Raw genomic sequence first — 22,283 nt, forward strand, 5'->3', positions numbered from 1 at the left:
TTAGGAGGTGGCCGTCTTCAGCGCCTGCGTGAACCTGGTCAGGCCGGCCTGGATCTCGTCGCTGGTGACGTTCAGCGCCGGGATGATGCGGACCACGTTGCCGTGGGGTCCGCAGGTGAGGAGGAGAAGCTCTTCCTTGATGGCTGCCTGCTGGACGGCCAGTGCTGTAGCAGCGTCAGGCGTGTTGTCTGCAGCGGTGAATTCGACACCTTGCATGAGGCCGCGGCCGCGGACATTGCCGATTCCGGTGAATTCTGTCTTGAGCAGGTCAAGTCCTGCGCGCAGTTCGTCGCCCCGGAGCAAGGCATTCTGGACGAGGTTCTCGCGCTCGATGACGCCGAGGGTTGCGACACCGGCAGCGGCGGCGACGGCGTTTCCGCCGTAGGTGCCGCCCTGTGAACCTGCCCAGGCTTTGCCCATCAGCTCGGTGGAGGCTGCGATGGCCGAGATGGGGAAGCCGCTGGCGAGTCCCTTCGCCGTGATGACCACGTCAGGGGTGATGCCTGCCCAATCGTGGCCCCAGAACTTTCCGGTGCGTCCGACGCCGGCCTGGACCTCGTCCAGGATGAGTACGATGCCATGGCGGTCAGCGCGCTCCCGCAGTCCCTGCAGGAAGGCGGGGGGAGTGGGGATGTACCCGCCGTCGCCAAGGACCGGTTCGATGATGAAACCTGCAGTGTCTGCAGGGCTGCTGATGCTTAGGAGCAGGTGGTCCAGTTCCTTCAGCGCGAAGTTGACGGCGGTTTCCTCATCCCAGCCGTACCGGTAGGAGTGCGGGAAGGGTGAGATGTGCACTCCACCCATGAGGGGGGAGAAGCCTGAGCGGAATTTCGTGCCGGCAGTGGTGAGCGACGCGGCTCCCACTGTGCGGCCGTGGAAGCCGCCGTGGAAGGAGATGATGTTGGGGCGCCCGGTGGCCATGCGTGCCAGGCGTACTGAAGCTTCCACTGCCTCGGAGCCGGACGTTGCGTAGAAAACGCTGTCCAGCCCCGAGGGCAGGAACTCTCCCAGTTTCTCGGTGAGCTCAAGCAAGGGCTTGTGCATCACAGTGGTGTACTGGGCATGGACAATCTTGCCCACCTGCTCGCGTGCTGCCGCTACGACGTCGGGGTGGCAGTGACCCGTGCTGGTGACACCGATTCCAGTGGTGAAATCGAGGTACTTTTTGCCGTCGGTCGCGTGGATCCAGCTGCCAAGGGCATGGTCTACGACGACCGGGGTAGCTTGCTTGAGGAGGGGACTGAGAGTTGCCATGGCTTCATACTTTCGTAGGGGTTGTAGATTGTCAACAATTAGCGGAGTGATCCGCGTCAAACACTTGTTGGACGACTAGAGCTCGTCTTGAAGCGTTCAGGCCTGACGAAAGCCAGGCCATCAAAGGTCCGCTTGCCCAAGGCTTCGTTTGCGGCGATCTCTCCGTAACCCGTAGCCATTTTGAAGCCCCCGCCGGAAAATCCTGTGGCGAGGTAGATTTTGCTCTGCTCATTCAGGTGCCCGAGCAGGGGATTGCCGTCTTTGGTGTAGAGATCAGGGAAGGCATCGGAGCGGACGATGTTGGGGAACAGCCCGGGGAAGAACTCCGTGACCGTCTCCATGGTTTCCGAGATCTCCGCGGCTGTTAGTTCCCTGACGACGGAATCTGGTCCGGACGCCTGTTCCGATCTGCCATCCAGGGTCGCTTTCACGGTAACGCCGTCAACAGCCGGCGCCCCGTACATGGAGCGGTCCCCGGAGATCCGGATGAAGATCGGGAACTTTTCCGGCGAGAAATCTGCTGCGTCCCGGGCAACGAACCAGGAAAGATAATTCCGGCGTGTTTCGCTTGCTGCCTTGAGGTAGTCGGGCATCAGGCGCTGGGACCAGCCGCCGGAGGAGACGATGACGTTCTCGAAGGTCCAGGACTTCCCGCCTGAGGTGATGACGACGCCGTCGGCGGTTTCGGTGATGCTGTCGATCGGGGTGTTGCTGTGGACTGTCGCGCCGTTGGCCTGGGCCGCAGCAACTGCCGCCGTGACCGCACGGTCGGTGCGCAGGGCGCCGCCGTTGGGGTCGTAGACGGCGATGTCGTCCGGGCGGAGGTTGTGCTGGGGGTAGCGTTCGGCCATTTCTTCGCGGCTGAGGATCTGGTGCTCGGCGCCGTTCGCCCTGGTGGTTGCGAGCAGGCTTGGGATGTAGGGCCCATCTTTGGTACCGATGGAGAGTCCACCGCAGCGGGTCAGAATGCTCTGGCCCGTTTCGGCTTCGAGCTCCGCCCAGAGGCTGCGGGAGCGCTTGAGGATGGGGTAGAAGTCAGGGACTCCGCGGTAGAGCATGCGGAAGAGCCTGGTGTCGCCGCCCACGGCGCTGCGGCCGTGGGCGGGAGCATGGGCTTCGAATCCCGTGACGGAGTCGGACAGCCGGGAGGCCTGCCAGAGCGCCATGGAACCGATGCTGCCCAGGCCGATGACGGCGAGTTTTCCATCCACGGTTAGAGCACCTGCTGCAGGAACGCCTGGGTGCGGGGTTCCTGGGGGTTGGAGAGGACTTCGCGGGCGTCGCCGCGTTCGACGACGTAGCCGTCGTCCATGAAGATCAGCGAGTCGGCCACTTCGCGGGCGAAGCCCATCTCATGGGTGACCACCACCATGGTCATGCCCTTCTTCGCGAGGTCCTTCATAACGGCCAGGACTTCGCCGACCTTTTCCGGGTCCAGTGCGGAGGTGGGTTCGTCAAAGAGCATGATCTCCGGATCCATCGCAAGGGACCGGGCGATCGCGACGCGCTGCTGCTGCCCGCCGGAGAGCTGGGCCGGGTAGTAGTCCCCGAACCCGGCCAGACCCACACTGGCAAGCAGTTCCTGGGCCCGCTTGGCCGCCTGTTTCTTATCTGCGCCCTTGACCAGGACAGGTCCGGACATGACGTTTTCCAGGGCGGTCATGTTCGGAAACAGGTTGAACGACTGGAACACCATCCCCACCCTGGTGCGCTGCTCGGCGAGCTTCTTGGGGCTATGTGCGTGGTAGGCGTGCGCGGTCTCGTAGTAGCCGAAGTCCTCGCCGTTGACTTTCAGCACACCCGAGTCGACGGTCTCCAGGCCGTTGATGCAGCGCAGGATGGTGGACTTCCCCGAGCCGCTGGGGCCGATGATGCAGCAGATCTCTCCGCTGGCGATGTCCAGGTTGATGTCTTTCAGGACGGTTTTGGGTCCGAAAGACTTCCGGATTTTCTGGGCAAGTATCGTGCCGTCTTTGCTCATCGGAGGGTACCTTCCGGTTCTGTCAGCACAACCTTCTTCGCCTTCCGGGGAAGCCGGGAGGTTGCGCGGGAGTATTTCTGCTCAAGCTTGGACTGCGGGTAGCTCAGCAGAAGCGTCATCACGAGGTACCAGAGGCTGGCCACGAGCAGCAGCGGGATGGTCTCGTAGGTGCGGGCGTAGATGAGCTGGGCGCTTTGGAGCAGTTCCGCGACGCCGAGCACACTGACGAGGGAGGTTCCCTTGAACATGCCGATCACCTGGTTACCGGTGGCCGGGATGATCGAGGGCATCGCCTGCGGGATGATGACCTTGCGCATCCTGGTACCGGCGCTCATCCCGAGCGAGTCTGCGGCCTCGATCTGGCCCTTGCCCACCGAGGAGAACCCGCCACGGATGATCTCGGCCATGTAGGCGGCCTCGTTCAGGGTCAGGCCCACCAGGGCTGCGGTGATGGGTGCCATCAGGGCGTTCGTGTCGATCGCGGTGCCGATGTTCGTGAACGGGATCCCGATCGTCAGGTTCGGGTACAGCGCGGAGATGTTGAACCAGAAGATCAGCTGCACCAGGACCGGTGTGCCGCGGAAAAGCGTGATGTAGATATTTGCGGCGATGGAAATCGGCTTCACATGGGATGAGCGCATGATCGCCAGGCCCAGCCCCAGCAGCGTTCCCAGGGCCATGCTGGCAAGGGTGAGGAAGATGGTGAGCATCAGCCCACGGAGGATGGATTCATGCGTGAAGTACTGGGCGACCACGCCCCACTTGAAGTTGGGGTTGGTCAGGACCGAGACAAGGATCCCGACGCCAGCGAGAATGCTGAGGACCCATCCCGCGTACTCGCCGGGAGTCCGAAGCCGAATCCGTGGCTTGAGCGCTGCTTCAATGCTACTCATCGTCGCTTCCTTTCCTTTATTAGTAGCTGTGACCATGGAGGCCTCCCGCTAGTTCAGCTTGGCATCGGTGATGGCCCCGGACTCGAGACCCCAGTTCTCGAGGGACTCCTTGTACTCGGGAGTTTCAAGGACGGACTGCATGGCCTTCTGCAGGGCCGGGGTCAGTGCAGAGTTCTTCTTAACGCCAATGGCAGTCACGTCACTGTTGCCGACGTTAACCCGGCCGATGATGGTGAATGAGCCCGGCTGCTGCTTCTCGGCCCATCCGAGCGAGGTGGTGTCGTAGAGGACGCCGTCGATCCGCTTGGAGTGCAGCTGGGTCAGGGCCTCCTGAACGTTGGGCAGCGTCACAGCGTTGATCGCCGGCTGTCCCTTGGAGGTGCAGGTCTGCTCGTTGAGGGCAGGGAGGCGCTTGAGCTGGCCGGTGGAGCCCTGGGTGACGGCGATGTTCTTGCCGCACAGGGTCTCGACGGTTAGCTTCAGCGGGTTCCCGGCAGCTGCGGCCACTGACGTGCCGGCCTTGAAGTAGTCGATCATGTCGAGGACCTTGAGCCGCTCTTCGGTCTTGGACATGGTGGTAGCGGTGAAATCGAAGCGGCCACCGTCGAGGCCTGGGACGATCGTGTCGAACTTCGTGTCCACGAACTTCAGCCTCAGATCAAGCTTCTTCGCAAGGAGCCGGGCGACGTCCGGGTTGAGGCCGATCGGGGTGGTGTTATCCTCAGCGAGGAAGGTGGTGGGCGGGTAGTGCAGGTCCATTGCGACCGTGAGCTCGCCCTTGTCCTTGTAGGACTGTGGCAACAAGGCAACCGCCGCGGCGTCCGGCTGGATGCCCTCCGAGACGTCAGTCGTGTTTGAGGTCTTTGACTTTGTGTCTTCAGAGGCCGGGGTGCCGGTGGCAGTGCCGCCACAGGCGCTTAGGGCGAATACGACGGCGAGCCCTGCGGCTGCGGTCTGAACTTTGTTGATGGTCTTCATGGTGCTTCCCTTCGAATGGTTCAGCTGAAAGTGATCTGCTGAAATGGGGGCATTCTTTTCCAGGACTTTCCGTGTCGGGATCCCTTGCTGCAGGATCTCCCGGGCGGTGCTGGTGGTTCTTGCTACATGCGGTTGTGATCAGGATCTCGTTCCGCATCTAAAGCAATGCAACAGTCAGAATCGCTGATTGTCAACAATTGACGATAAAAAAATTCAGTATTTCTCTCGTCTCGTGCTACTTGCGAAAGGATCTCAAAAAGAACTGTTGACAATCTACAATTGCGGATCTAGAGTCGAGAACAGCCGGCAAAGAAGCCCTGACGAACCCCAGGAACACGCTGGTGCAGACTTACAGGAAGGCGGCAGGCCATACATCCGGGCCTCCCGTTCAAGACTCAATGAAACGGACGAATCATGGCAGACACCAACTCCCGGCCGAAGTACATCTCTTTTGATATCTACGGCACGCTGATCAACTTCGACATTGACCCCACCACCCGTCGCCTGCTTGATGGCCGCATCTCTGAAGAGCAGTGGCCTACCTTCAAGAAGCAGTTCCGCGGTTACCGGTTCGACGAGGTCTGCGGCGATTACAAGCCCTACGAGGCTATCCTTCAGGATTCCTTTGACCGGGTATGCAAGCGCTGGGGCATCGGACCGACCGAAGGCGCCGGCGCAGCGTTCGCTGACGCTGTACGCGGCTGGGTTGCCCACGAAGACGTGCCAGCTCCGCTGAAGCTCATGGGCGACAACTACAAGCTGGTGGCTCTGTCCAACGCGGACACCAGCTTCCTTGACATCAGCATTCCCAAGCTCGGCGCTGAGTTCCACGCTGTGTTTACCGCTGAGCAGGCCCAGGCCTACAAGCCGCGGTACCAGGCCTTCGAGTACATGCTCGATACCCTGAACGCCAAGCCGGAGGACTTCCTGCACATCTCCTCGCACACCCGCTACGACATGCACCCGATGCACGACATGGGCTTCCGTAACCTCTGGATGCTGGACCGTGGCTATGACCCCATTGGCCCGGGCTATGACCTGAACACTGCCAAGTCCCTGGACGAGATCAACAAACACCTCGGTCTCTAAACCGGCTTCGAGGCGAAAGGTCAAACCGTGAAACTCATTCCTTACTGGCTGGATACAGCCGAAGCATCCGGAGACTACCGGCAGACACCGGTACCGGAGAATGTCGACGTCGCCATCATCGGTGCCGGATTTACCGGGCTGTCAGCGGCTCTGGAATTTGCCAAGCAAGGCGCGAGCGTTGCCGTTTTCGAACGCCACACCGTGGGGTGGGGCGCTTCGGGACGCAACGGGGGAATGGCGACTACCGGGTTGGCCATCAGCTTCAGCACGGCGGTCAAGCGCTACGGCGCCACGCGTGCCGTGGAGATGTTCCAGGAATACAACGACGCCATCGACACCATCGAAAAACTGGTGCATGACAATGGCATCGACTGCGACTACAACCGCTTTGGAAAGCTCTCGCTGGCCTTCCATAAGTCCCACTACGAGGGTTTCCTGAAGTCGCAGGAAAAGCTGGCCAAACTGGCCGACCACCATGTCACCGTGATCCCCAAGTCCGAGATCCACAGTGAAATCGGAACGGACTTCTACCAGGGCGCGATGGTTGATCCGCTCGGGGCTGGCCTCCACGTGGGCAAGTTCGTGCATGGTCTAGCCGGAGTGGCTGTTGCAGCCGGAGCCGATATTTGCGAGAACGCTGCGGTGACCGAGCTGAAGAAGGTCTCCGGTACTGTGCATGACGTGCACACCACCCGGGGCATTACCCGCGCGAAGCAGGTGCTGGTGGCCACCAGCGGCTACACGGGCAACGTCACGCCGTGGCTGCAGCGCAGGGTTATCCCGGTGGGAAGCTTCATCATTGTCACTGACCCGCTGCCCGAAGACGTGGTCAACCGTATCCTGCCCAACCGTCGCCAGGCATCGGACAGCAAGATGCTGACCTACTACTTCCGCATCACCCCGGACAACAGGCTGCTGTTCGGTGGCCGTGCCCGGTTTGCTCTGTCCAGCCCGGATTCGGACGTCAAGAGCGCCGAGATCCTCCGCAAGGCCATGCTCGAACTCTTCCCGTACCTCTCCAACGCCAAGGTGGACTACATCTGGGGCGGACTGGTGGACCTCTCCATGGACCAGATGGTGCATGCAGGCCAGCACGATGGGCTCTTCTACTCACTCTGCTACAGCGGACACGGTGTGCAGATGGCAGCGCACATGGGTAAGCGGATGGCCCATTACATGGCCGGCGACAAGTCCGCGAACGTGTGGGAAGACTTGAAGAATCCTCCCGTCCCTGGACACTTCGGCCCGCCATGGTTCCTGCCCTTAATCGGCGCAGCAGCAAAAATAATCGACCGAGTCAAGTAGACGTTTCTCACCTCCAGGCAAGATAAGGGTCCCCATGTCATCACCAACTGTCGCTGAAGCGCGCCCAAAAACTACAGAGGAATCTGCCTACAGGCGTGCACGATTTGCCAACCTGCCAGGGGGAGCTTTTTTCGAAGGTCAGTGGCAGACCTCCGAGTTGACCCTGGAGGTGCGGGATCCTGAAGACGGTGTCCTGCTCGGCCGGGTGTGCACCTCCACGTCACAGGACGTGGAGCGTGCCACCTTGCACATCCACCGCCACCTTCAGGCGGACGAGTGGCCGCTCCGTTTGCGCCGGGAGGCGCTGGAGCGGGCGGTGGTGTTGTTGGGGCAGCAGGCTGAGCGGTTCGCCAACATCATTGCCGCTGAGAGCAGCAAGACGATCACCGAGGCGGAGCGTGAGGTGCGGCGTTGCGCGGAGACCTTGCGGCTTTCCGCCGCTGCTTCTGAGGAGCTCGCGGGGGAGACCCTGGGTTTTGAGGACAGTATGGCCGGGGCTGGCAAGATCGGCTGGTACAACCGGAAGCCGGTGGGGATTGTCGCGGCGATCACGCCGTTCAATGATCCGCTGAACCTCGTGGCGCACAAGCTGGGCCCGGCCATCATCGGCGGCAACGGGGTCCTGCTGAAGCCCTCGACCCGCACCCCGCTGGTGGGGCTGGCTTTTGTCCAGCTGCTGCTGGAGGCGGGTGTCCCGTCGGGACGGATCGCCGCGATCGTCACCGGCCCCGGCGTGTCCGAGGCTGTTGTCACTGACCCGCTGGTGGACCTGATTTCCTTCACCGGCGGCCCCGCGACCGCGGAACGGATCGCCGCGGCGGCCGGAGCGAAAAAGATCCTCTCCGAACTTGGCGGGAACAACGCCACGATCGTGTGCGCGGACGCTGACGCGCAGGCCGCGGCGAAGGCCATCGTGGCCGGCGCGTTCGGAGTGGCCGGGCAGAACTGCCTGTCCGTGCAGCGCGTTTACGTCCACACTTCCTTGTTCGATCAGGTCCTGGAGCTGGTCACGGCCGGGACGAGGGAGCTGCGCACGGGGCCGAAGCTTGACCGGGCCACCGACGTTGGCCCGCTGATCTCCGAAGCCGAAGCCCGGCGGGTAGAGGAATGGGTGGACGAAGCCACGGCCGCCGGCGCAACCGTCCACACCGGCGGGATCCGCCGGAACGCCTACTACGAACCGACCGTCCTGACCGATGTCCCCTCCGACGCCCGGGTCATCCGGGACGAGGTCTTCGGCCCGGTGGTCAGCATCCTGCCGTTCATCGAGGTCCCGGACGCCGTGTTCGAAGCGAACAACACCGAGTTCGGCCTCCAGGCCGGGGTCTTCACCCGGTCCATCGACCTGGCCCTGGCCATCGCCGAAAAGCTCCACGTCGGCGCCGTGGTCATCAACGAGACCAGCGACGTCCGGATCGACTCCATGCCCTTTGGCGGGTTCAAAAAATCAGGGGTAGGCCGTGAAGGGGTCCGCCACGCGGTCCGCGAAATGACAGAACCCAAAAACACCATCATCAACCTCGGCGAGTCACAGGCCCGCTGGCAGGTCCTCGGCGGCCTGACAGAAAGGACCACCCCATGACCAACGAAACCAGCAGCCACAGCATCGCGGTGATCGCCGGGGACGGTATCGGCAAAGAAGTTGTTCCCGCGGCCATCACCTGCCTGGAGCGGATCGCCTCGATCCACGGGCTGGACCTGGCGTTCACGTATTTTGACTGGGGGTCTGACTACTACGGCCGGCACGGGCGGATGATGCCCGTTGACGGGCTGGACCAGCTCGCCAAGCATGAGGCGATCTTCCTCGGCGCTGTCGGCTCACCCGAGGTCCCGGACACCGAATCGCTGTGGGGTCTGCTGATCCCGATCCGCCGGGAATTCCAGCAATACATCAACCTCCGCCCGGTCAAAACGCTCGACGGCGTGAAGTCACCACTCGCCGCGGCCAACCCGGTCGATATCCTGATCGTCCGGGAAAACAACGAGGGTGAATACTCAGAAGTCGGCGGCAGGATGTACCGTGGCCTGCCGCACGAAAGCGCCGTGCAGGAAACCATCTTCACCCGCCTGGGCGTCTCCCGCGCTGCCCGCTACGCCGCCACCCTCGCCGCTACCCGCACGGGCAGGCTGACGTCCGCGACCAAAAGCAACGGTATCGTGCACACCATGCCGTTCTGGGACGAAGTCGTCGCCGAAACCGTGGCCCAGTACCCGGGCGTGACTGTTACCCACGAACTTGTGGACGCCCTCGCCGCGCACCTGGTCCTGAAGCCCTGGACCCTTGACGTTATCGTCGCGTCCAACCTCTTCGGAGACATCCTCTCTGACCTGGGCAGCTCCGTGACCGGTTCCATCGGACTGGCACCGAGCGCGAACCTGAACCCCGAAGGGGACTTTCCCTCCCTCTTCGAACCCGTCCACGGCTCCGCCCCGGACATTGCCGGGAAGAACCTCGCCAACCCGGTAGGGCAGATCTGGTCAGGGGCAATGATGCTCGAACACCTCGGCCACCCCGACGCCGCAGCGCACCTTCAGGCAGCGTTCGAATCAGCGCTCCGCCACGGGCACGGCACCCGCGATATCGGCGGCACTTCAACCACCACCGAATTCACCCAAGCCATCCTGACCGCCATCGACGCCCTCATCCCGGTAACAGCATGACAACCGGCCAGAGCCCGACGACGGGTCCCGCCGGCGCAGGGCCCAGGCGGCCGGTCGTCGCGGCCCTCTACCGCGAGGCCCTCCCGGCACGCATCGCCGAAGTCCAGGAACTCGCAGAGGTCCGCCTCACCAAAGCCGATGGCCTCGCCGAAGCCATGGACGGCGCGGACGTGCTCTACCAGTGGCACTCCTTCTCACCCGCGCTGAAGGAGAACTGGGCCGCCGCGTCCACGCTGGAATGGATCCACGTCTCCGCCGCCGGCGTCAGCCAGCTCCTCTTCGACGAACTCGTCCACAGCAACGTCGTCTACACCAACTCCCGCGGAGTGCTCAGCCGGGCCATCGCCGAGTTCGCCCTGGGCTTCGTCCTGGACATGGCCAAGGACTCCCACGGGTCCTACCGTCTCCAGCAGGAACAGCGCTGGCAGCACCGGATCACCCGCAAAATCCAGGGCCAAACCGCCCTCGTGGTCGGCACAGGATCCATCGGCCGCGAAATCGCCCGCCTCTTCCGCGCCGTCGGCATGGAAGTCAGCGGAGCCGGAAGAACAACCCGGCCAGGAGACGCGGACTTCGACGTCATCCACTCCTCCCGGGACCTGGCCCGCGTCGCAGGAGACTACGACTACCTCGTCCTCGCCGCGCCGCTGACCGCCGACACCACCGGCCTCGCAGGCGCCGACGTGCTCGCAGCGATGAAACCCTCAGCCCGGCTCATCAACGTAGGCCGCGGCCAGCTCGTGGACACCGCAGCCCTGACCCACGCGCTGGCCACCGGCTCGATCGCCGGCGCCGCCCTGGACGTTGTGGACCCCGAACCGCTCCCCGCCGGACATCCGCTCTGGAGCATGGAGAACGTCATCATCACCCCGCACATGAGCGGCGACACCGAAGACTACCTCGATGACCTCGGCCAGCTCTTCGTGGACAACCTCAAACGCTATTGCAACAACGAACCACTGGAAAACATCGTGGACAAACAACTCGGATTCGTCCCCGCACCCTGACCGGTGCCTCATACAGGCAGCTAAGCATTTCGGCGTAGGCGCTCCTGCTCCACAAGTTCGGCCAGCCACGGCCGGTGCCCTTGGTGGAACAACATCCCTTCCGGCAGGTTCTGGATTTTCGGCACAGAATTGGCGATGTCGATGGTGATGCGGCCACCCGCCAGGGGAGCATTGGTGATGTGAAGGTGCCCGTAGGATTCCGGAATTACAGGATCCAGCCAGACTCCGCCGCGGGAAACGTGGGCGTCATAACGCATCAGGCTCGTCACCAGTTGGATTGGTGTTGTAGCTGCCCAGGCTTGGGGCGAGCATGCTGTCGGGTAGGGCACAGGTTCCGCGAACTGCTCCCGACTGAAGCCGCAAAACAGCTCCGGTAAGCGGCCGTCGGAATAGTCGGCCGCTTCCAGCAGGGCCGTGGACATTCGCTGTGCCTCCGCCACAAAGCCATACCGCAGCAGGCCCGCCTGGATGATGGCGTTGTCGTGTGGCCAGACTGAACCGTTGTGGTAGCTCGCAGGGTTGTAGGCACCCATGTCGCTCGCCAGTGTTCGGACGCCCCAGCCGCTGAACATTTCCGGGGACATTAGCCGCTCCACCACGAGCGGCGCCTTGTCCTCGTCCACGATGCCGTGCCACAGGCAGTGGCCCATGTTGGAGGCGCAGGCGTCGACCTGCCGCTTCTTGCCGTCGAGGGCTACAGCGTAATACCCCCGGTCAGGCATCCAGAATTGCTCGTTGAACCGCTTCTTGAACTCTGCAGCCTTATCGGCGAGTTCGGCCGCGAAGGTTTCGTCACCGGCGTCGTACGCCAGCCAGGAACGGGCCATGTACGCGTCGTAGACGTAGGCCTGCACCTCACAGAGGGCGATTGGCCCCTCGGCCATCTTGCCGTTTGCAAAGTTGATGCCGTCCCAGGAATCCTTCCAGCCCTGGTTGATCAGCCCCTGGGGGTTGAGGCGGTCGTACTCGACAAATCCGTCGCCGTCCTTGTCCCCATGGTCAGCGATCCACTCGAGCGCACGGTCTGCGTGAGGCAGCAGGGCGGCGATGGTATCGGGAGCAAACCCCCACCTGCTGACCGCTCCGAGCACAATGACGAACAGCGGCGTCGCGTCCACACTGCCGTAGTAGACGGACTTGCCTCCCAGGGACAAGCCGCTGGATACATCAAGCCGCACCTCGTGAAGGATCTTTCCCGGCTCCTCCTCGCTCATGGGATCCACCACGCTGCCTTGCCGGTCTGCCAGCGTCTGAAGCGTCCCCAGGGCCAGGGAAGGATCCACGGCCATCGCCATAATTGAGGCCCAGAGGGAGTCGCGGCCAAACAGCGTCATGAACCACGGTGCCCCGGCTGCCACCACCACGCGTTCGGGATGGTTCGGGTCCTCGATGCGCAAGGCACCCAGATCGTCATAGCTGCGCCGCAGCGTCCGCTCGATGGAGCGGTTTCCCATGTGCAGTTCGGGGATCTTCTCAACCCACTCGCGCCGCCTCAGGTCCCGGGGCGACAGCCCTTCCGCGTCAGTATGAACGAACGACGGCGGCGGAGGACTTGTTGCGTCGCTGCTGGGCACCACCGTGAGGACTGTGCTCCACTGCCCGTGCGGTGCCACGGTCACCCGGTAGGCCAAACCTTCCGGTGTGACCTCGGCTCCAGGAGCCTGCACCAGAATGCCCTTCCGGATGTCCTGCCAGACAGAGCGGATGGACAGCGTGTCTCCCTTAACCTCCCGGGTTTCTTTCCAGCGTCGTTGGATTCGCGCCTCTTTCACCTCAAAAAGGTCGGCAAAGTCTGCCTCAACCTCAACCCTGATCAGGCATTCCGCGGGTTCCACCGAATAGTTGCGGACTGTGACCTGCTCCTGGATGCCGGCGCCCACTTCTCGCAGCCGCTCCACGATGAGCGGGCTGTCGGCATACCCGTCCGCGCGGGGAATCCGGCCGGCGAGCAGGGCCCGGTATGGCTCCTTTGTCTCCGCCGCGAGGGGTTCAATTGCCTGGCCGTTTACCGTGAGGCGCCAGCCGGACAGGATCCGGGTATCGAGGTAGAAAGCGCCGTGCGGATGTTCTGGAAAAATGTCCCCGTTTGGCAGCGAGATACAGAAGGAAGATCCTTCTACCAAAGTGACCGTGGCCCCCAGAGGACCTGCCGCCGTGTCAGCATTCCATCCAGCCATCCTAGGCTCCTTCAACAGACTGGCACCAGCGAACGTTCGCCCCCGACCTGCCGGGGATCCTGCTGCTGAACCTGCTTGACGCATTCTTCAATCGACGCTACTCCCGCTTGCCCTCTGATGCCAGACCCCGACTGGCTGCTGCAAGGGAGTGCTCCAGTGGGGCGTTGAGATGGCTGCGCCAGTGATTCTGTGCCTGATGACGGGTTATCCGAATCCACCTGATCGTCAGAGGGGAGGGGCTGCAAAAAATAACTACCCTTATGACCTATCGTAGATTGTTGACAATTGCTAGGATGGAACCAAGCAGTTGCTCGGCTGGAGACCCCAGCTCGGGTGCGAAGAGCGAGTCCTGCGTCTTGTCACAGCCGGTTATCCTCCGGGTGGCGCACCCCTTTACCGCCAGCTCTCCCCAACTTCCCCCAGTACATGAGGTAATCCAATGTCAATTCATTCCTCCCTCTCAAAGACCAAACGTGTCAGGCGAGGCCTGGTACGGACACCCCCTCCCAAGCCAATAAAAGGTGAGGTTCTGCCGGTTCTGGAAGTCAGCAAGCTTGATGAAGCCCGACTTTCCAGTGCTGCAGTAAGAAAAGATCAGCCCCACGGCTTTTCTGTTGGTAACCGAGTGCTGTTTGAAGCAGATGGCTTCAAGGGCGCCGGCGTAATCGACGATGTCATGCATGACGGCTCGATTGTGTGGATCTGGCCCGACGACGGCATGGGTCGCAAAATGTTGTGCGTGGCTGATGCCGTAGTGATCACCTGCGAGGAGCCGGTCTTGTGATGCATTCAATCGGCCCCATGAAACAGCATGTTTCCCATCGAGTGAGCAACCGTGTTGAGGTGCTTGTCGGCGACGCAGAACAGCTGCATAACCTTCTCTCAGACGCGGAAGCTGCCCTTCTGCCGAGTGCCGTCATTGCAGGCACCGCAGGTGTACTGGTCACGCGCCACGGCCCTAACCGTTACACGGTTGCCCTTTGTGACTCTGTTCCTTTTGGTGAGACCCGCGAACTCGACGCAGGTTAACTCGTCAGTTCGCCTTGCCCGAGCATGCCCGGCCGGGAGCACCTCCCGCTCCTGAACGCTACTGCGCTGAACTCCCGAGGTAATTTCCCTTGTCACGAAGAGCCAAAGCGAGTAGATTGTTCAACAATATCTGTTGTTGAACAATAGTTAGTGGTTAGCAAGCTCACCCCCTCGATTGCCCTGTCCGCAAAGCTTAGAAACGCATAAGGACCCCTCATGAAGAAGCGAGAATTAGTCTCCATAGCCACGGACCGCTTGGCGGTTTCTGCAATGAAGTTTCAGCACCCGAAAATGAGTGGGGGAAACGGCGAACGGCACACCGCATTCGGATGGCCTGCGGGGCCGGCGGCGGATTTCATCGTCGGACTGTTCCCCGAGGATTCTGAGGAAATCAATGCGGCAGAAGACATCCGCAGGCTCTCATGGTGAGAGTAATCTGGGGGTAAGTGTCTGCAAGGTCTGGAAGGCCTATGAATATCGTAGCTCTGGCTCGACTGCACGGGATCTTCAACGTGCTCAACGGTTTGTGGCCACTCCTGCACATGCACAGTTTTGAAGCTGTCTTCGGTCCGAAGACGGACAAATGGCTCGTCCGTACTGTCGCAGGCCTGCTTCTGGTAAACGGCCTGGTGCAACTCCGGACTCATCCCGCAGGGCAAGGGGTCGAAGCGGCACGGTTTATTGGCCTGGGAACAGCAGCGACACTTGCGTCAATCGATCTTGCCTACGCCCCTCGCGGCCATATCAGCCGGATGTACCTTGTGGACGCAGCTGTGGAGCTTGCCTGGATCGTCATGTGGAGCCGCCGGAAGACCGCAAAAGTAGCTGACACTAAATAGTAAGCATGATTACTATTGGAGGACTGCAAGCAACTTCAAGGCGGCAATGATGCGAGCGATGGTGTATCGCGGTCCTTATAAGGTACGCGTGGAGGAAAAGGACCTTCCACGGATTGAGCATCCCAATGATGCGATAGTCCGTGTGTCACTGGGGGCCATTTGCGGTTCTGATCTGCACCTGTACCACGGGATGATGCCCGACACCCGGGTGGGAATGACCTTTGGGCACGAGTTCGTTGGAGTTGTCCACGAGATTGGGCCGTCGGTGCAGCACCTTAAAGCAGGCGACAAGGTGATGGTTCCCTTCAACGTCTACTGTGGCTCCTGCTACTTCTGCTCTCGGGGTCTCTACTCCAACTGCCACAACGTCAATCCCAACGCCACCGCGGTCGGCGGTATTTACGGCTACTCCCACACCTGTGGAGGGTACGACGGCGGCCAGGCGGAGTTTGTGCGCGTCCCCTTCGCCGACGTCGGGCCTTCCATCATTCCCGAGTGGATGGAGGAAGAAGATGCCGTCCTGCTGACTGACGCACTCGCCACCGGATACTTCGGCGCCCAGCTTGGCGACATCAGCGAAGGCGACACCGTCGTGGTATTCGGTGCAGGCCCGGTTGGCCTCTTTGCCGCCAAATCATCCTGGCTGATGGGCGCCGGGCGCGTCATCGTGATTGACCATCTCGAGTACCGGCTGGAAAAGGCCCGGACCTTCGCGCATGCCGAGACGTACAACTTTGTGGAGTACGACGACCTTGTGGTGCACCTGAAGAAGATCACAGAATACCTGGGGGCGGACGTCGCCATCGACGCAGTGGGTGCAGAAGCGGACGGAAACTTTACGCAGCACGTCACCTCCACCAAATTCAAGCTTCAGGGTGGCTCGCCGGTGGCGCTGAACTGGGCCATCGACTCGGTGCGCAAGGGCGGGACTGTGTCGGTAATGGGGGCCTACGGGCCGATGTTCAGCGCAGTCAAATTCGGAGACGCCGTAAACAAGGGCCTGACGCTCAGGATGAATCAGTGCCCGGTGAAGCGACAGTGGCCACGCCTGTTCGAGCACGTCCGCAACGGCTACCTCAAGCCAAGCGATATTGTGACCCACCGAATTCCGCTGGAGCATATCGCCGAGGGCTACCACATTTTTTCCGCCAAGCTCGATAACTGCATCAAGCCACTGATAATTCCGGGCGCCAGTTGAGAATGGAACTTTTGGATCGGGTGCTGGACTGATGTGCAAACCACGCTGAAAGGAGGACTTCATGCCGTACCTGGCAGCGAAGCCCGGTCAGGGAAAGTCGAGCGAGGAACTGCGGGCCACTATCCCGGGCTGGGGAGTGGACTTGGATCCCCTGGACCGTCCCGCTGTTCCAAGGGAGCGGATGGACCTGGTTAGCGGTGCTCACTGGGATTTTCCGGACCGCCAAGAGGAGAAGCAGCCGCGTGAACGGTCGATCGAGCACAAGATCCTTCCGCCGGTCTTCGGTACTTCCTGTCCGCCGAAAGGACTCTCCGGAGCCGTTCGCAAATACGCGTACCGGTACAGTGAGGGAAGGGCGGCGCACTGGCTGCTCCTGCTGGCGGGTGACCGGATTGATGCCTGGGAAAACCATCTGCGGTCATTCATTTCAACGAGGCCGGACAACCCGGTAACCGAGACAGGTGTGCTGAGTGAGTTCAGGCGCCACGGCTTATCCTCCAGATTCGGGAAGAAGCGTGCTGACCTGAGCCACCAGTGGATCGATCCTTTGATAGTCGCGGGTCCCTGGATGGTCACCGGCGGCGGGTTAGTGATTGCACTCCGTTACCTGAACAGGTTCCGGCAGCGCAGAAGGTGACTGGAGGTTCGCTGATCCGCCTTGGCCGCAGGTTCGCCGTAGGGCATCCTTGAGTACGGGATACCGGACACTCAGGAGCGAAGAGAACTATGCAAGCCAGCAGCGCCACCACCCCAGCAAGCCCCAGAACCTCCCAACACAAGGCTGCGTCCAAAGTCCCCGCCGCTGAAAACACGCTCCGGATCCTCAAGCTGCTGGCCTCCAAGCGTGGGCCGATGGCGGCGTCGAACATTGCCACCGCACTGGGCTTGCCGCGCTCCAGCGTCTATCACCTGCTGGGCGTGATGGAGGCCAACGGATTCGTCCTGCACCTGCACGAAGAGCAGCGCTACGGCCTGGGTATCAGCGCCTTCGAGCTGAGCTCGGCCTATTCACGGCAGGAACCCCTCTCACGCCTGGGCCGTCCCATGCTGGCCTCCCTCGTTGACATCCTGGGGGAGAGCGCCCACCTGGCAGTGCTCCACGGCAGGGACGTGCTGTACATCGTGGAGGAACGCGCTAAGAACAGGCCTTCCCTAGTGACGGACGTCGGCGTCCGCCTGCCCAGTCACCTCACCGCCAGCGGCCGCGCCATCCTTGCTGCCTTGCCGAAGTCGCAGGTCCGTGCGCTGTACCCCAACGCTGCCGCCTTCACCGCGCGCCACGAAGTGGAGGGCGCCATCATGAAGTATTCCGCTTTGTCCTCGCATCTGGACCAGGTCCGGCAACGAGGCTACGCCACCGAACATGGTGAAGTGACGCCCGGTTTCGGTTCCATCGCTGCTGCCGTGACCGATCATGTCGGGTGGCCGACGGCGGCAGTCGCCGTGACGTTCCTGGAGGACAAACTGCCGGCCGATCAATGGCCCGAGCTCGCATGGCGGATCCAAAAGGTAGCCGACGATCTCTCGATCCGTATCCATGGCCGCCCGCAACCCAACTAGCCCGCCACCCAAACAGGTAGCAGTCGGTGTTGTTTTGGCCACTCAAGACAGCATCAACTGCTAACTGACTTGCGTACGGGCACGCGTCTGAGATACCGGACACCACCCTTGCGGAACCCCTGTCAACGCTCTTGTGGACAGGCTTTAGTAGATACAGGAGAACTTATCCGTTGAACCAACCTGACATCTGAAGGAGCCACCATGGCAACCGCCGATTTCACTACCGGTGCCCGCCCGGTCAAAGCTGCCCGCGGCACCGTGTTGACTGCTAAGTCCTGGCAGACTGAAGCTCCGTTGCGGATGCTGATGAACAATCTGGATCCCGAGGTGGCCGAGCGGCCGGATGAGCTGGTGGTCTACGGCGGCACGGGCCGGGCCGTCCGGTCCTGGGCAGCATTCGACGCGATCACCCGGACGTTGGAGACCATGGAGGCGGATGAGACGCTGCTGGTTCAGTCGGGTAAGCCTGTTGGTGTGTTCCGTACGAATGAGTGGGCGCCGCGGGTGCTGCTGGCGAATTCGAACCTGGTGGGGGATTGGGCGAACTGGCCCGAGTTCCGCCGGCTGGAGGCCGAGGGTCTGATGATGTACGGGCAGATGACGGCGGGTTCGTGGATTTATATTGGCACGCAGGGCATTCTGCAGGGCACGTTTGAGACGTTCGCTGCGATCGCCCGGAAGCTGACCGGGGACGAGGACGGCACGCTCGCGGGCACGTTGACGTTGACCGGGGGGTGCGGCGGAATGGGCGGGGCCCAGCCTCTGGCGGTGACGCTGAATGAGGGCGCGTGCCTGATAGTGGACGTCGACGAGACCCGCCTCCGCCGCCGCGCCGGCAAACGGTACCTGGACGAGGTGGAAACGGACCTGGACGCCGCGATCGCCAAAGTCCTGGCGGCCAAGGAGGAGCGGCGGGGCTGGTCGGTGGGGTATGTGGGGAACGCCGCGGAGGTGTTCCCGGAGATCCTCCGACGCCACAACGCGGGCGAACTGACGGTGGACATTGTCACGGACCAGACCTCCGCGCATGATCCGCTGTCCTACCTCCCGGAGGGCATCTCCGTGGCGGAGTGGCACCGTGAGGCCGGGGCGGACCCGGAGGGGTTCACGAAGAAGGCCCAGGCCTCGATGGCCAGGCATGTGCAGGCTATGGTGGAGTTCCAGGACGCCGGGGCGGAGGTCTTTGATTACGGCAACTCGATCCGGGATGAGGCCCGCAAGGGCGGCTACGCCAGGGCGTTCGAGTTCCCCGGCTTCGTTCCGGCGTATATCCGGCCGCTGTTCTGCGAGGGCCTGGGCCCGTTCCGCTGGGTGGCGCTCTCCGGCGATCCCGAGGACATCCGGGTCACCGATGAGGCCATCAAGGAACTCTTTCCGGAGAACAAGCACCTGCACCGCTGGATCGACGCCGCGCAGGAACGGGTCGAGTTCGAAGGCCTCCCGGCGCGGATCTGCTGGCTCGGTTACGGGGACCGGGCCAAGGCAGGCCTGCTGTTCAACCAGCTCGTCAGGGACGGCAAGGTCAAGGCCCCCATCGTGATCGGCCGTGACCACCTGGATTCGGGTTCGGTGGCTTCCCCGTACCGGGAGACCGAGGCGATGGCTGACGGTTCGGACGCGATTGCTGACTGGCCCATGCTCAACGCGCTGCTCAACACCGCCTCCGGCGCGACCTGGGTCTCGCTGCACCACGGCGGTGGCGTGGGGATCGGCCGCTCCATCCACGCCGGGCAGGTCTCCGTGGCGGACGGCACCGACCTCGCAGCCCAAAAGCTCGAACGGCTCCTCACCAACGACCCCGGCATGGGCGTCATCCGCCACGCCGACGCCGGCTACGACCGCGCCCTCGACGTCGCCAAAGAACGCGGCGTCCGCATCCCGATGCAGGAGTCCTCGGACTCTGCAGAAGCAAAGAAGTAGGAACACCACCATGACAACGATTACCCATGAACCGCTGACCGTTACCCTCGGCTCCAGCGGCGTCACTCCGGAAGATGTCCTCGCCGTCGCACGCAACAACGCGAAGGTGACAATTTCAGAGGAAGCCCTGGCTGCAGTGGCTAAAGTCCGCGCCCATATTGATGGCCTGGCCCACAGTGACGTCCCGGCCTACGGCATCTCCACCGGCTTTGGTGCCCTCGCCAACCGGCACATACCCAATGAGCTGCGCACGCAACTGCAGAAGTCGCTGATCCGCAGCCACGCAGCCGGCATGGGTCCGGCAGTGGAGCGCGAAGTGGTGCGCGGCATCATGTTCCTGCGTGCGAAGACGCTTGCTTCCGGCCGTACCGGCGTCCGCCCCGTGGTCCTGCAGACCATGGTGGACGTACTGAACGCCGGCATCACGCCGGTGGTCCGTGAATTCGGTTCGCTGGGCTGCTCCGGCGACCTTGCTCCGCTTTCGCACTGTGCCCTGGTGCTCATGGGCGAAGGGGAAGCGGCAGGACCCGACGGCGTGACGTACGGCGGGCGCGGCGAAAGCCCGGTTGCCGAACTGCTCGCCGCGCACGGCATCGCCCCCGTGACCCTCGCCGAAAAAGAGGGACTGGCGTTAGTCAATGGCACCGAGGGAATGCTCGGAATGCTTCTGATGGCTATCGCGGACATCCGGCAACTGCTGACGACGGCGGATATCACCGCGGCGCTCAGCGTGGAGGCACTACTGGGAACGGACCAGGTGTTCCTGCCCGAGCTCCACGCCGCACTCCGGCCGCATCCGGGGCAGGCGGCCAGTGCGGAGAACATGCTTCGGGTTCTCTCAAACTCACCGATTGTGGCCTCTCACCGCATCAACGACACCAAGGTCCAGGACGCATACTCACTGCGCTGCGCCCCGCAGGTGGCCGGTGCCGTCCGCGACACCGTTGATCATGCGGCCCTGGTGGCCTCGCGTGAACTGGCGGCTGCCATTGATAACCCCGTGGTCCTACCGGACGGACGCGTCAGCTCCAACGGGAACTTCCATGGGGCACCGGTCGGCTACGTGCTGGACTTCCTTGCCATCGCCGTCGCGGACCTCGGTTCCATTGCCGAACGCCGCACGGACCGGATGCTGGACCCCGCACGCTCCCATGGATTGCCCGCCTTCCTCGCGAGCGATCCCGGCGTCGATTCCGGAATGATGATCGCCCAGTACACTCAGGCGGGGCTCGTCTCCGACAACAAGCGGCTGGCTGTACCGGCGTCGGTGGATTCCATCCCGAGCTCTGCCATGCAGGAGGACCACGTGTCCATGGGTTGGCATGCGGCACGAAAGCTTCGCCGGGCCGTGGAGAACCTGCGCCGCGTGCTGGCAATCGAGTTGGTTACCTCAGCCCGCGCCCTCGACATCCGCACGCAGGACTCCGGCGGGGAACTTACCCCGGGACCCGCGGGCTCCGCGGTTATCGCCGCGTTGCGCGCCGTGGTCGATGGCCCCGGCACCGACAGGTTCCTCTCGCCGGAACTGGAAGCGGCTGACCGGCTGGTGGCCTCAGGAGCGGTTCGCGAGGCCGCCGAATCCGCCGTCGGAAATCTTGCCTGAAGCCGAAGGTGATTCAAAGAAGCTGCAGAACCACCGGCGCCACCGAAACAAGAGGCGACACGGTCAACGGGGGCCCGGAATCTGTAGTAAAAATGAAGGTGTAACAAAAGGCCGCACCAAAGATGTTGTGGCAGCGAACATCCACAAAGGGGTAGAAGTTCAATGAAAGCACGCGGGACAGTTCTGTCCAGGCGCATCGCGCACGCCGGCACGGTTTCCGACTGGGGAACACTGAAGCCGGGGGAGCGGGTGGAAATTCTCAAGCACGCACATGTCGTCGCCTCAGGCGAAGTGGAGGAAGTCTCGCTCAGCGGCCAAGTCTTGTGGCTGGTGCCAACGGGGCCCTCGGAGACTCAGTTGTTTATGAAGTCCGACGGCGTCAGGGTGCGCCGGAGCTAAACACCGAATAACCAGGCGCTCAAGCAGGCGCTCAGAAAATCCCCGCCTTCTCAGCAGTTCCCCCATGAGGGGGTGCTGAGAGGGCGGGGATTTTCCGTTTAAGGTCAGAGTCTTGGTTGAAACTGCCGGGCCCGGAATCAGGCGAGGTCCTCGTACGTTTCGCCGAAGGGCACTGTGTCATCCAAGGCAACGGTGAAGGCGCCGGGCTCGTGGCGGGTTACCCGGATGCCGCAGGTGCCGTCCTGGCTGGCTGCGATGATGAGGGTCTTGACGGCGTTTTCGATTCCGACGTGGATTTCGTCCGCGGCTGCGAAGTTGAGGCTGATTGACCGTGGCGGGATGGCCAGGGGATCGATGGCTGCAGAGCTCATGGTGTCGGCTTTCTTGTTG

General features: G+C 62.5%; 22 protein-coding genes. 15 read left to right on the top strand and 7 right to left on the bottom strand.

Annotated features, from left to right (window positions below):
- Genes M1D88_RS02560 through M1D88_RS02580 form a run of 5 tightly spaced genes read right to left on the bottom strand, consistent with a single transcriptional unit; the run spans position 1 to position 5,106 of the window.
- On the bottom strand, positions 1-1,254 hold the full coding sequence (locus M1D88_RS02560) for an aspartate aminotransferase family protein (RefSeq protein WP_458113057.1): 1,254 nt from the start codon (positions 1,252-1,254) through the stop codon (positions 1-3).
- 56 nt (positions 1,255-1,310) lie between these two features.
- Positions 1,311-2,465: an N-methyl-L-tryptophan oxidase gene (gene solA / locus M1D88_RS02565; protein ID WP_458113058.1), complete on the bottom strand. Its 1,155-nt coding sequence runs from the start codon at positions 2,463-2,465 to the stop codon at positions 1,311-1,313.
- A gap of 2 nt (positions 2,466-2,467) precedes the next feature.
- A complete protein-coding gene (locus M1D88_RS02570) occupies positions 2,468-3,235 on the bottom strand; it encodes an amino acid ABC transporter ATP-binding protein (RefSeq protein ID WP_309105699.1) in 768 nt (255 codons plus the stop codon).
- Entirely contained in the window at positions 3,232-4,128 is an 897-nt protein-coding gene (locus M1D88_RS02575; protein WP_458113059.1) for an amino acid ABC transporter permease, read from the bottom strand. The genes M1D88_RS02570 and M1D88_RS02575 overlap by 4 nt, the downstream gene beginning before the upstream one ends.
- Before the next feature lie 48 nt (positions 4,129-4,176).
- Positions 4,177-5,106, bottom strand: a complete 930-nt coding sequence (locus tag M1D88_RS02580; RefSeq protein ID WP_458113060.1) for an ABC transporter substrate-binding protein — start codon at positions 5,104-5,106, stop codon at positions 4,177-4,179.
- 414 nt (positions 5,107-5,520) lie between these two features.
- Between M1D88_RS02580 and M1D88_RS02585 the strand changes: the two genes are divergently transcribed.
- The 5 genes from M1D88_RS02585 to M1D88_RS02605 are packed head-to-tail and all read left to right on the top strand — an operon-like array spanning position 5,521 to position 11,168.
- Positions 5,521-6,195, top strand: coding sequence for a haloacid dehalogenase type II (locus M1D88_RS02585; protein ID WP_458113061.1), 675 nt, complete (start codon positions 5,521-5,523; stop codon positions 6,193-6,195).
- Positions 6,196-6,222: 27 nt separating this feature from the next.
- Positions 6,223-7,500 carry an NAD(P)/FAD-dependent oxidoreductase gene (locus M1D88_RS02590; protein ID WP_458113062.1) on the top strand — a complete coding sequence of 426 codons (1,278 nt, stop codon included), beginning with the start codon at positions 6,223-6,225 and terminating at the stop codon, positions 7,498-7,500.
- A 34-nt stretch (positions 7,501-7,534) separates the two neighbouring features.
- Positions 7,535-9,082: an aldehyde dehydrogenase family protein gene (locus tag M1D88_RS02595; RefSeq protein WP_458113063.1), complete on the top strand. Its 1,548-nt coding sequence runs from the start codon at positions 7,535-7,537 to the stop codon at positions 9,080-9,082.
- Positions 9,079-10,161 (top strand): tartrate dehydrogenase, encoded by a 1,083-nt coding sequence (locus M1D88_RS02600; RefSeq protein WP_458113064.1) that lies wholly within the window; start codon positions 9,079-9,081, stop codon positions 10,159-10,161. The genes M1D88_RS02595 and M1D88_RS02600 overlap by 4 nt, the downstream gene beginning before the upstream one ends.
- The gene (locus tag M1D88_RS02605) at positions 10,158-11,168 is read left to right on the top strand and encodes a D-2-hydroxyacid dehydrogenase (RefSeq protein ID WP_458113065.1); all 1,011 of its coding nucleotides are present in this window, start codon (positions 10,158-10,160) and stop codon (positions 11,166-11,168) included. The genes M1D88_RS02600 and M1D88_RS02605 overlap by 4 nt, the downstream gene beginning before the upstream one ends.
- A 20-nt stretch (positions 11,169-11,188) precedes the next feature.
- Here the strand turns inward: M1D88_RS02605 and M1D88_RS02610 are convergent, their stop codons facing one another.
- On the bottom strand, positions 11,189-13,345 hold the full coding sequence (locus M1D88_RS02610) for an amylo-alpha-1,6-glucosidase (RefSeq protein ID WP_458113066.1): 2,157 nt from the start codon (positions 13,343-13,345) through the stop codon (positions 11,189-11,191).
- A 439-nt stretch (positions 13,346-13,784) separates the two neighbouring features.
- Here M1D88_RS02610 and M1D88_RS02615 point away from each other — a divergent pair, with 439 nt between their 5' ends.
- The 10 genes from M1D88_RS02615 (at position 13,785) to M1D88_RS02660 (ending at position 21,893) form a co-directional block, all read left to right on the top strand.
- Entirely contained in the window at positions 13,785-14,129 is a 345-nt protein-coding gene (locus M1D88_RS02615; protein ID WP_458113067.1) for a hypothetical protein, read from the top strand.
- Positions 14,129-14,374, top strand: coding sequence for a hypothetical protein (locus M1D88_RS02620; RefSeq protein WP_458114612.1), 246 nt, complete (start codon positions 14,129-14,131; stop codon positions 14,372-14,374). The genes M1D88_RS02615 and M1D88_RS02620 overlap by 1 nt, the downstream gene beginning before the upstream one ends.
- A gap of 216 nt (positions 14,375-14,590) precedes the next feature.
- Positions 14,591-14,803 (top strand): hypothetical protein, encoded by a 213-nt coding sequence (locus M1D88_RS02625; protein ID WP_458113068.1) that lies wholly within the window; start codon positions 14,591-14,593, stop codon positions 14,801-14,803.
- A gap of 41 nt (positions 14,804-14,844) precedes the next feature.
- Positions 14,845-15,213 (top strand): hypothetical protein, encoded by a 369-nt coding sequence (locus M1D88_RS02630; protein ID WP_458113069.1) that lies wholly within the window; start codon positions 14,845-14,847, stop codon positions 15,211-15,213.
- Between the two features lie 49 nt (positions 15,214-15,262).
- Complete coding sequence (locus M1D88_RS02635) at positions 15,263-16,411, top strand: zinc-dependent alcohol dehydrogenase (protein WP_458114613.1); 1,149 nt, start codon at positions 15,263-15,265, stop codon at positions 16,409-16,411.
- 61 nt (positions 16,412-16,472) lie between these two features.
- Entirely contained in the window at positions 16,473-17,048 is a 576-nt protein-coding gene (locus M1D88_RS02640; protein ID WP_458113070.1) for a hypothetical protein, read from the top strand.
- 89 nt (positions 17,049-17,137) lie between these two features.
- Positions 17,138-17,971 carry an IclR family transcriptional regulator gene (locus M1D88_RS02645; RefSeq protein ID WP_458113071.1) on the top strand — a complete coding sequence of 278 codons (834 nt, stop codon included), beginning with the start codon at positions 17,138-17,140 and terminating at the stop codon, positions 17,969-17,971.
- Positions 17,972-18,172: 201 nt separating this feature from the next.
- Complete coding sequence (gene hutU, locus M1D88_RS02650) at positions 18,173-19,891, top strand: urocanate hydratase (protein ID WP_458113072.1); 1,719 nt, start codon at positions 18,173-18,175, stop codon at positions 19,889-19,891.
- Between the two features lie 10 nt (positions 19,892-19,901).
- Entirely contained in the window at positions 19,902-21,494 is a 1,593-nt protein-coding gene (hutH, locus tag M1D88_RS02655) for a histidine ammonia-lyase (RefSeq protein WP_458113073.1), read from the top strand.
- Positions 21,495-21,656: 162 nt separating this feature from the next.
- Complete coding sequence (locus M1D88_RS02660) at positions 21,657-21,893, top strand: hypothetical protein (RefSeq protein ID WP_309105683.1); 237 nt, start codon at positions 21,657-21,659, stop codon at positions 21,891-21,893.
- A gap of 137 nt (positions 21,894-22,030) precedes the next feature.
- On the opposite strand, the gene M1D88_RS02665 is transcribed toward M1D88_RS02660, so the two are convergent.
- A complete protein-coding gene (locus M1D88_RS02665) occupies positions 22,031-22,264 on the bottom strand; it encodes a hypothetical protein (RefSeq protein ID WP_309105682.1) in 234 nt (77 codons plus the stop codon).
- Positions 22,265-22,283: the final 19 nt, after the last annotated feature.

The organism is Arthrobacter sp. R1-13 (assembly GCF_054161475.1).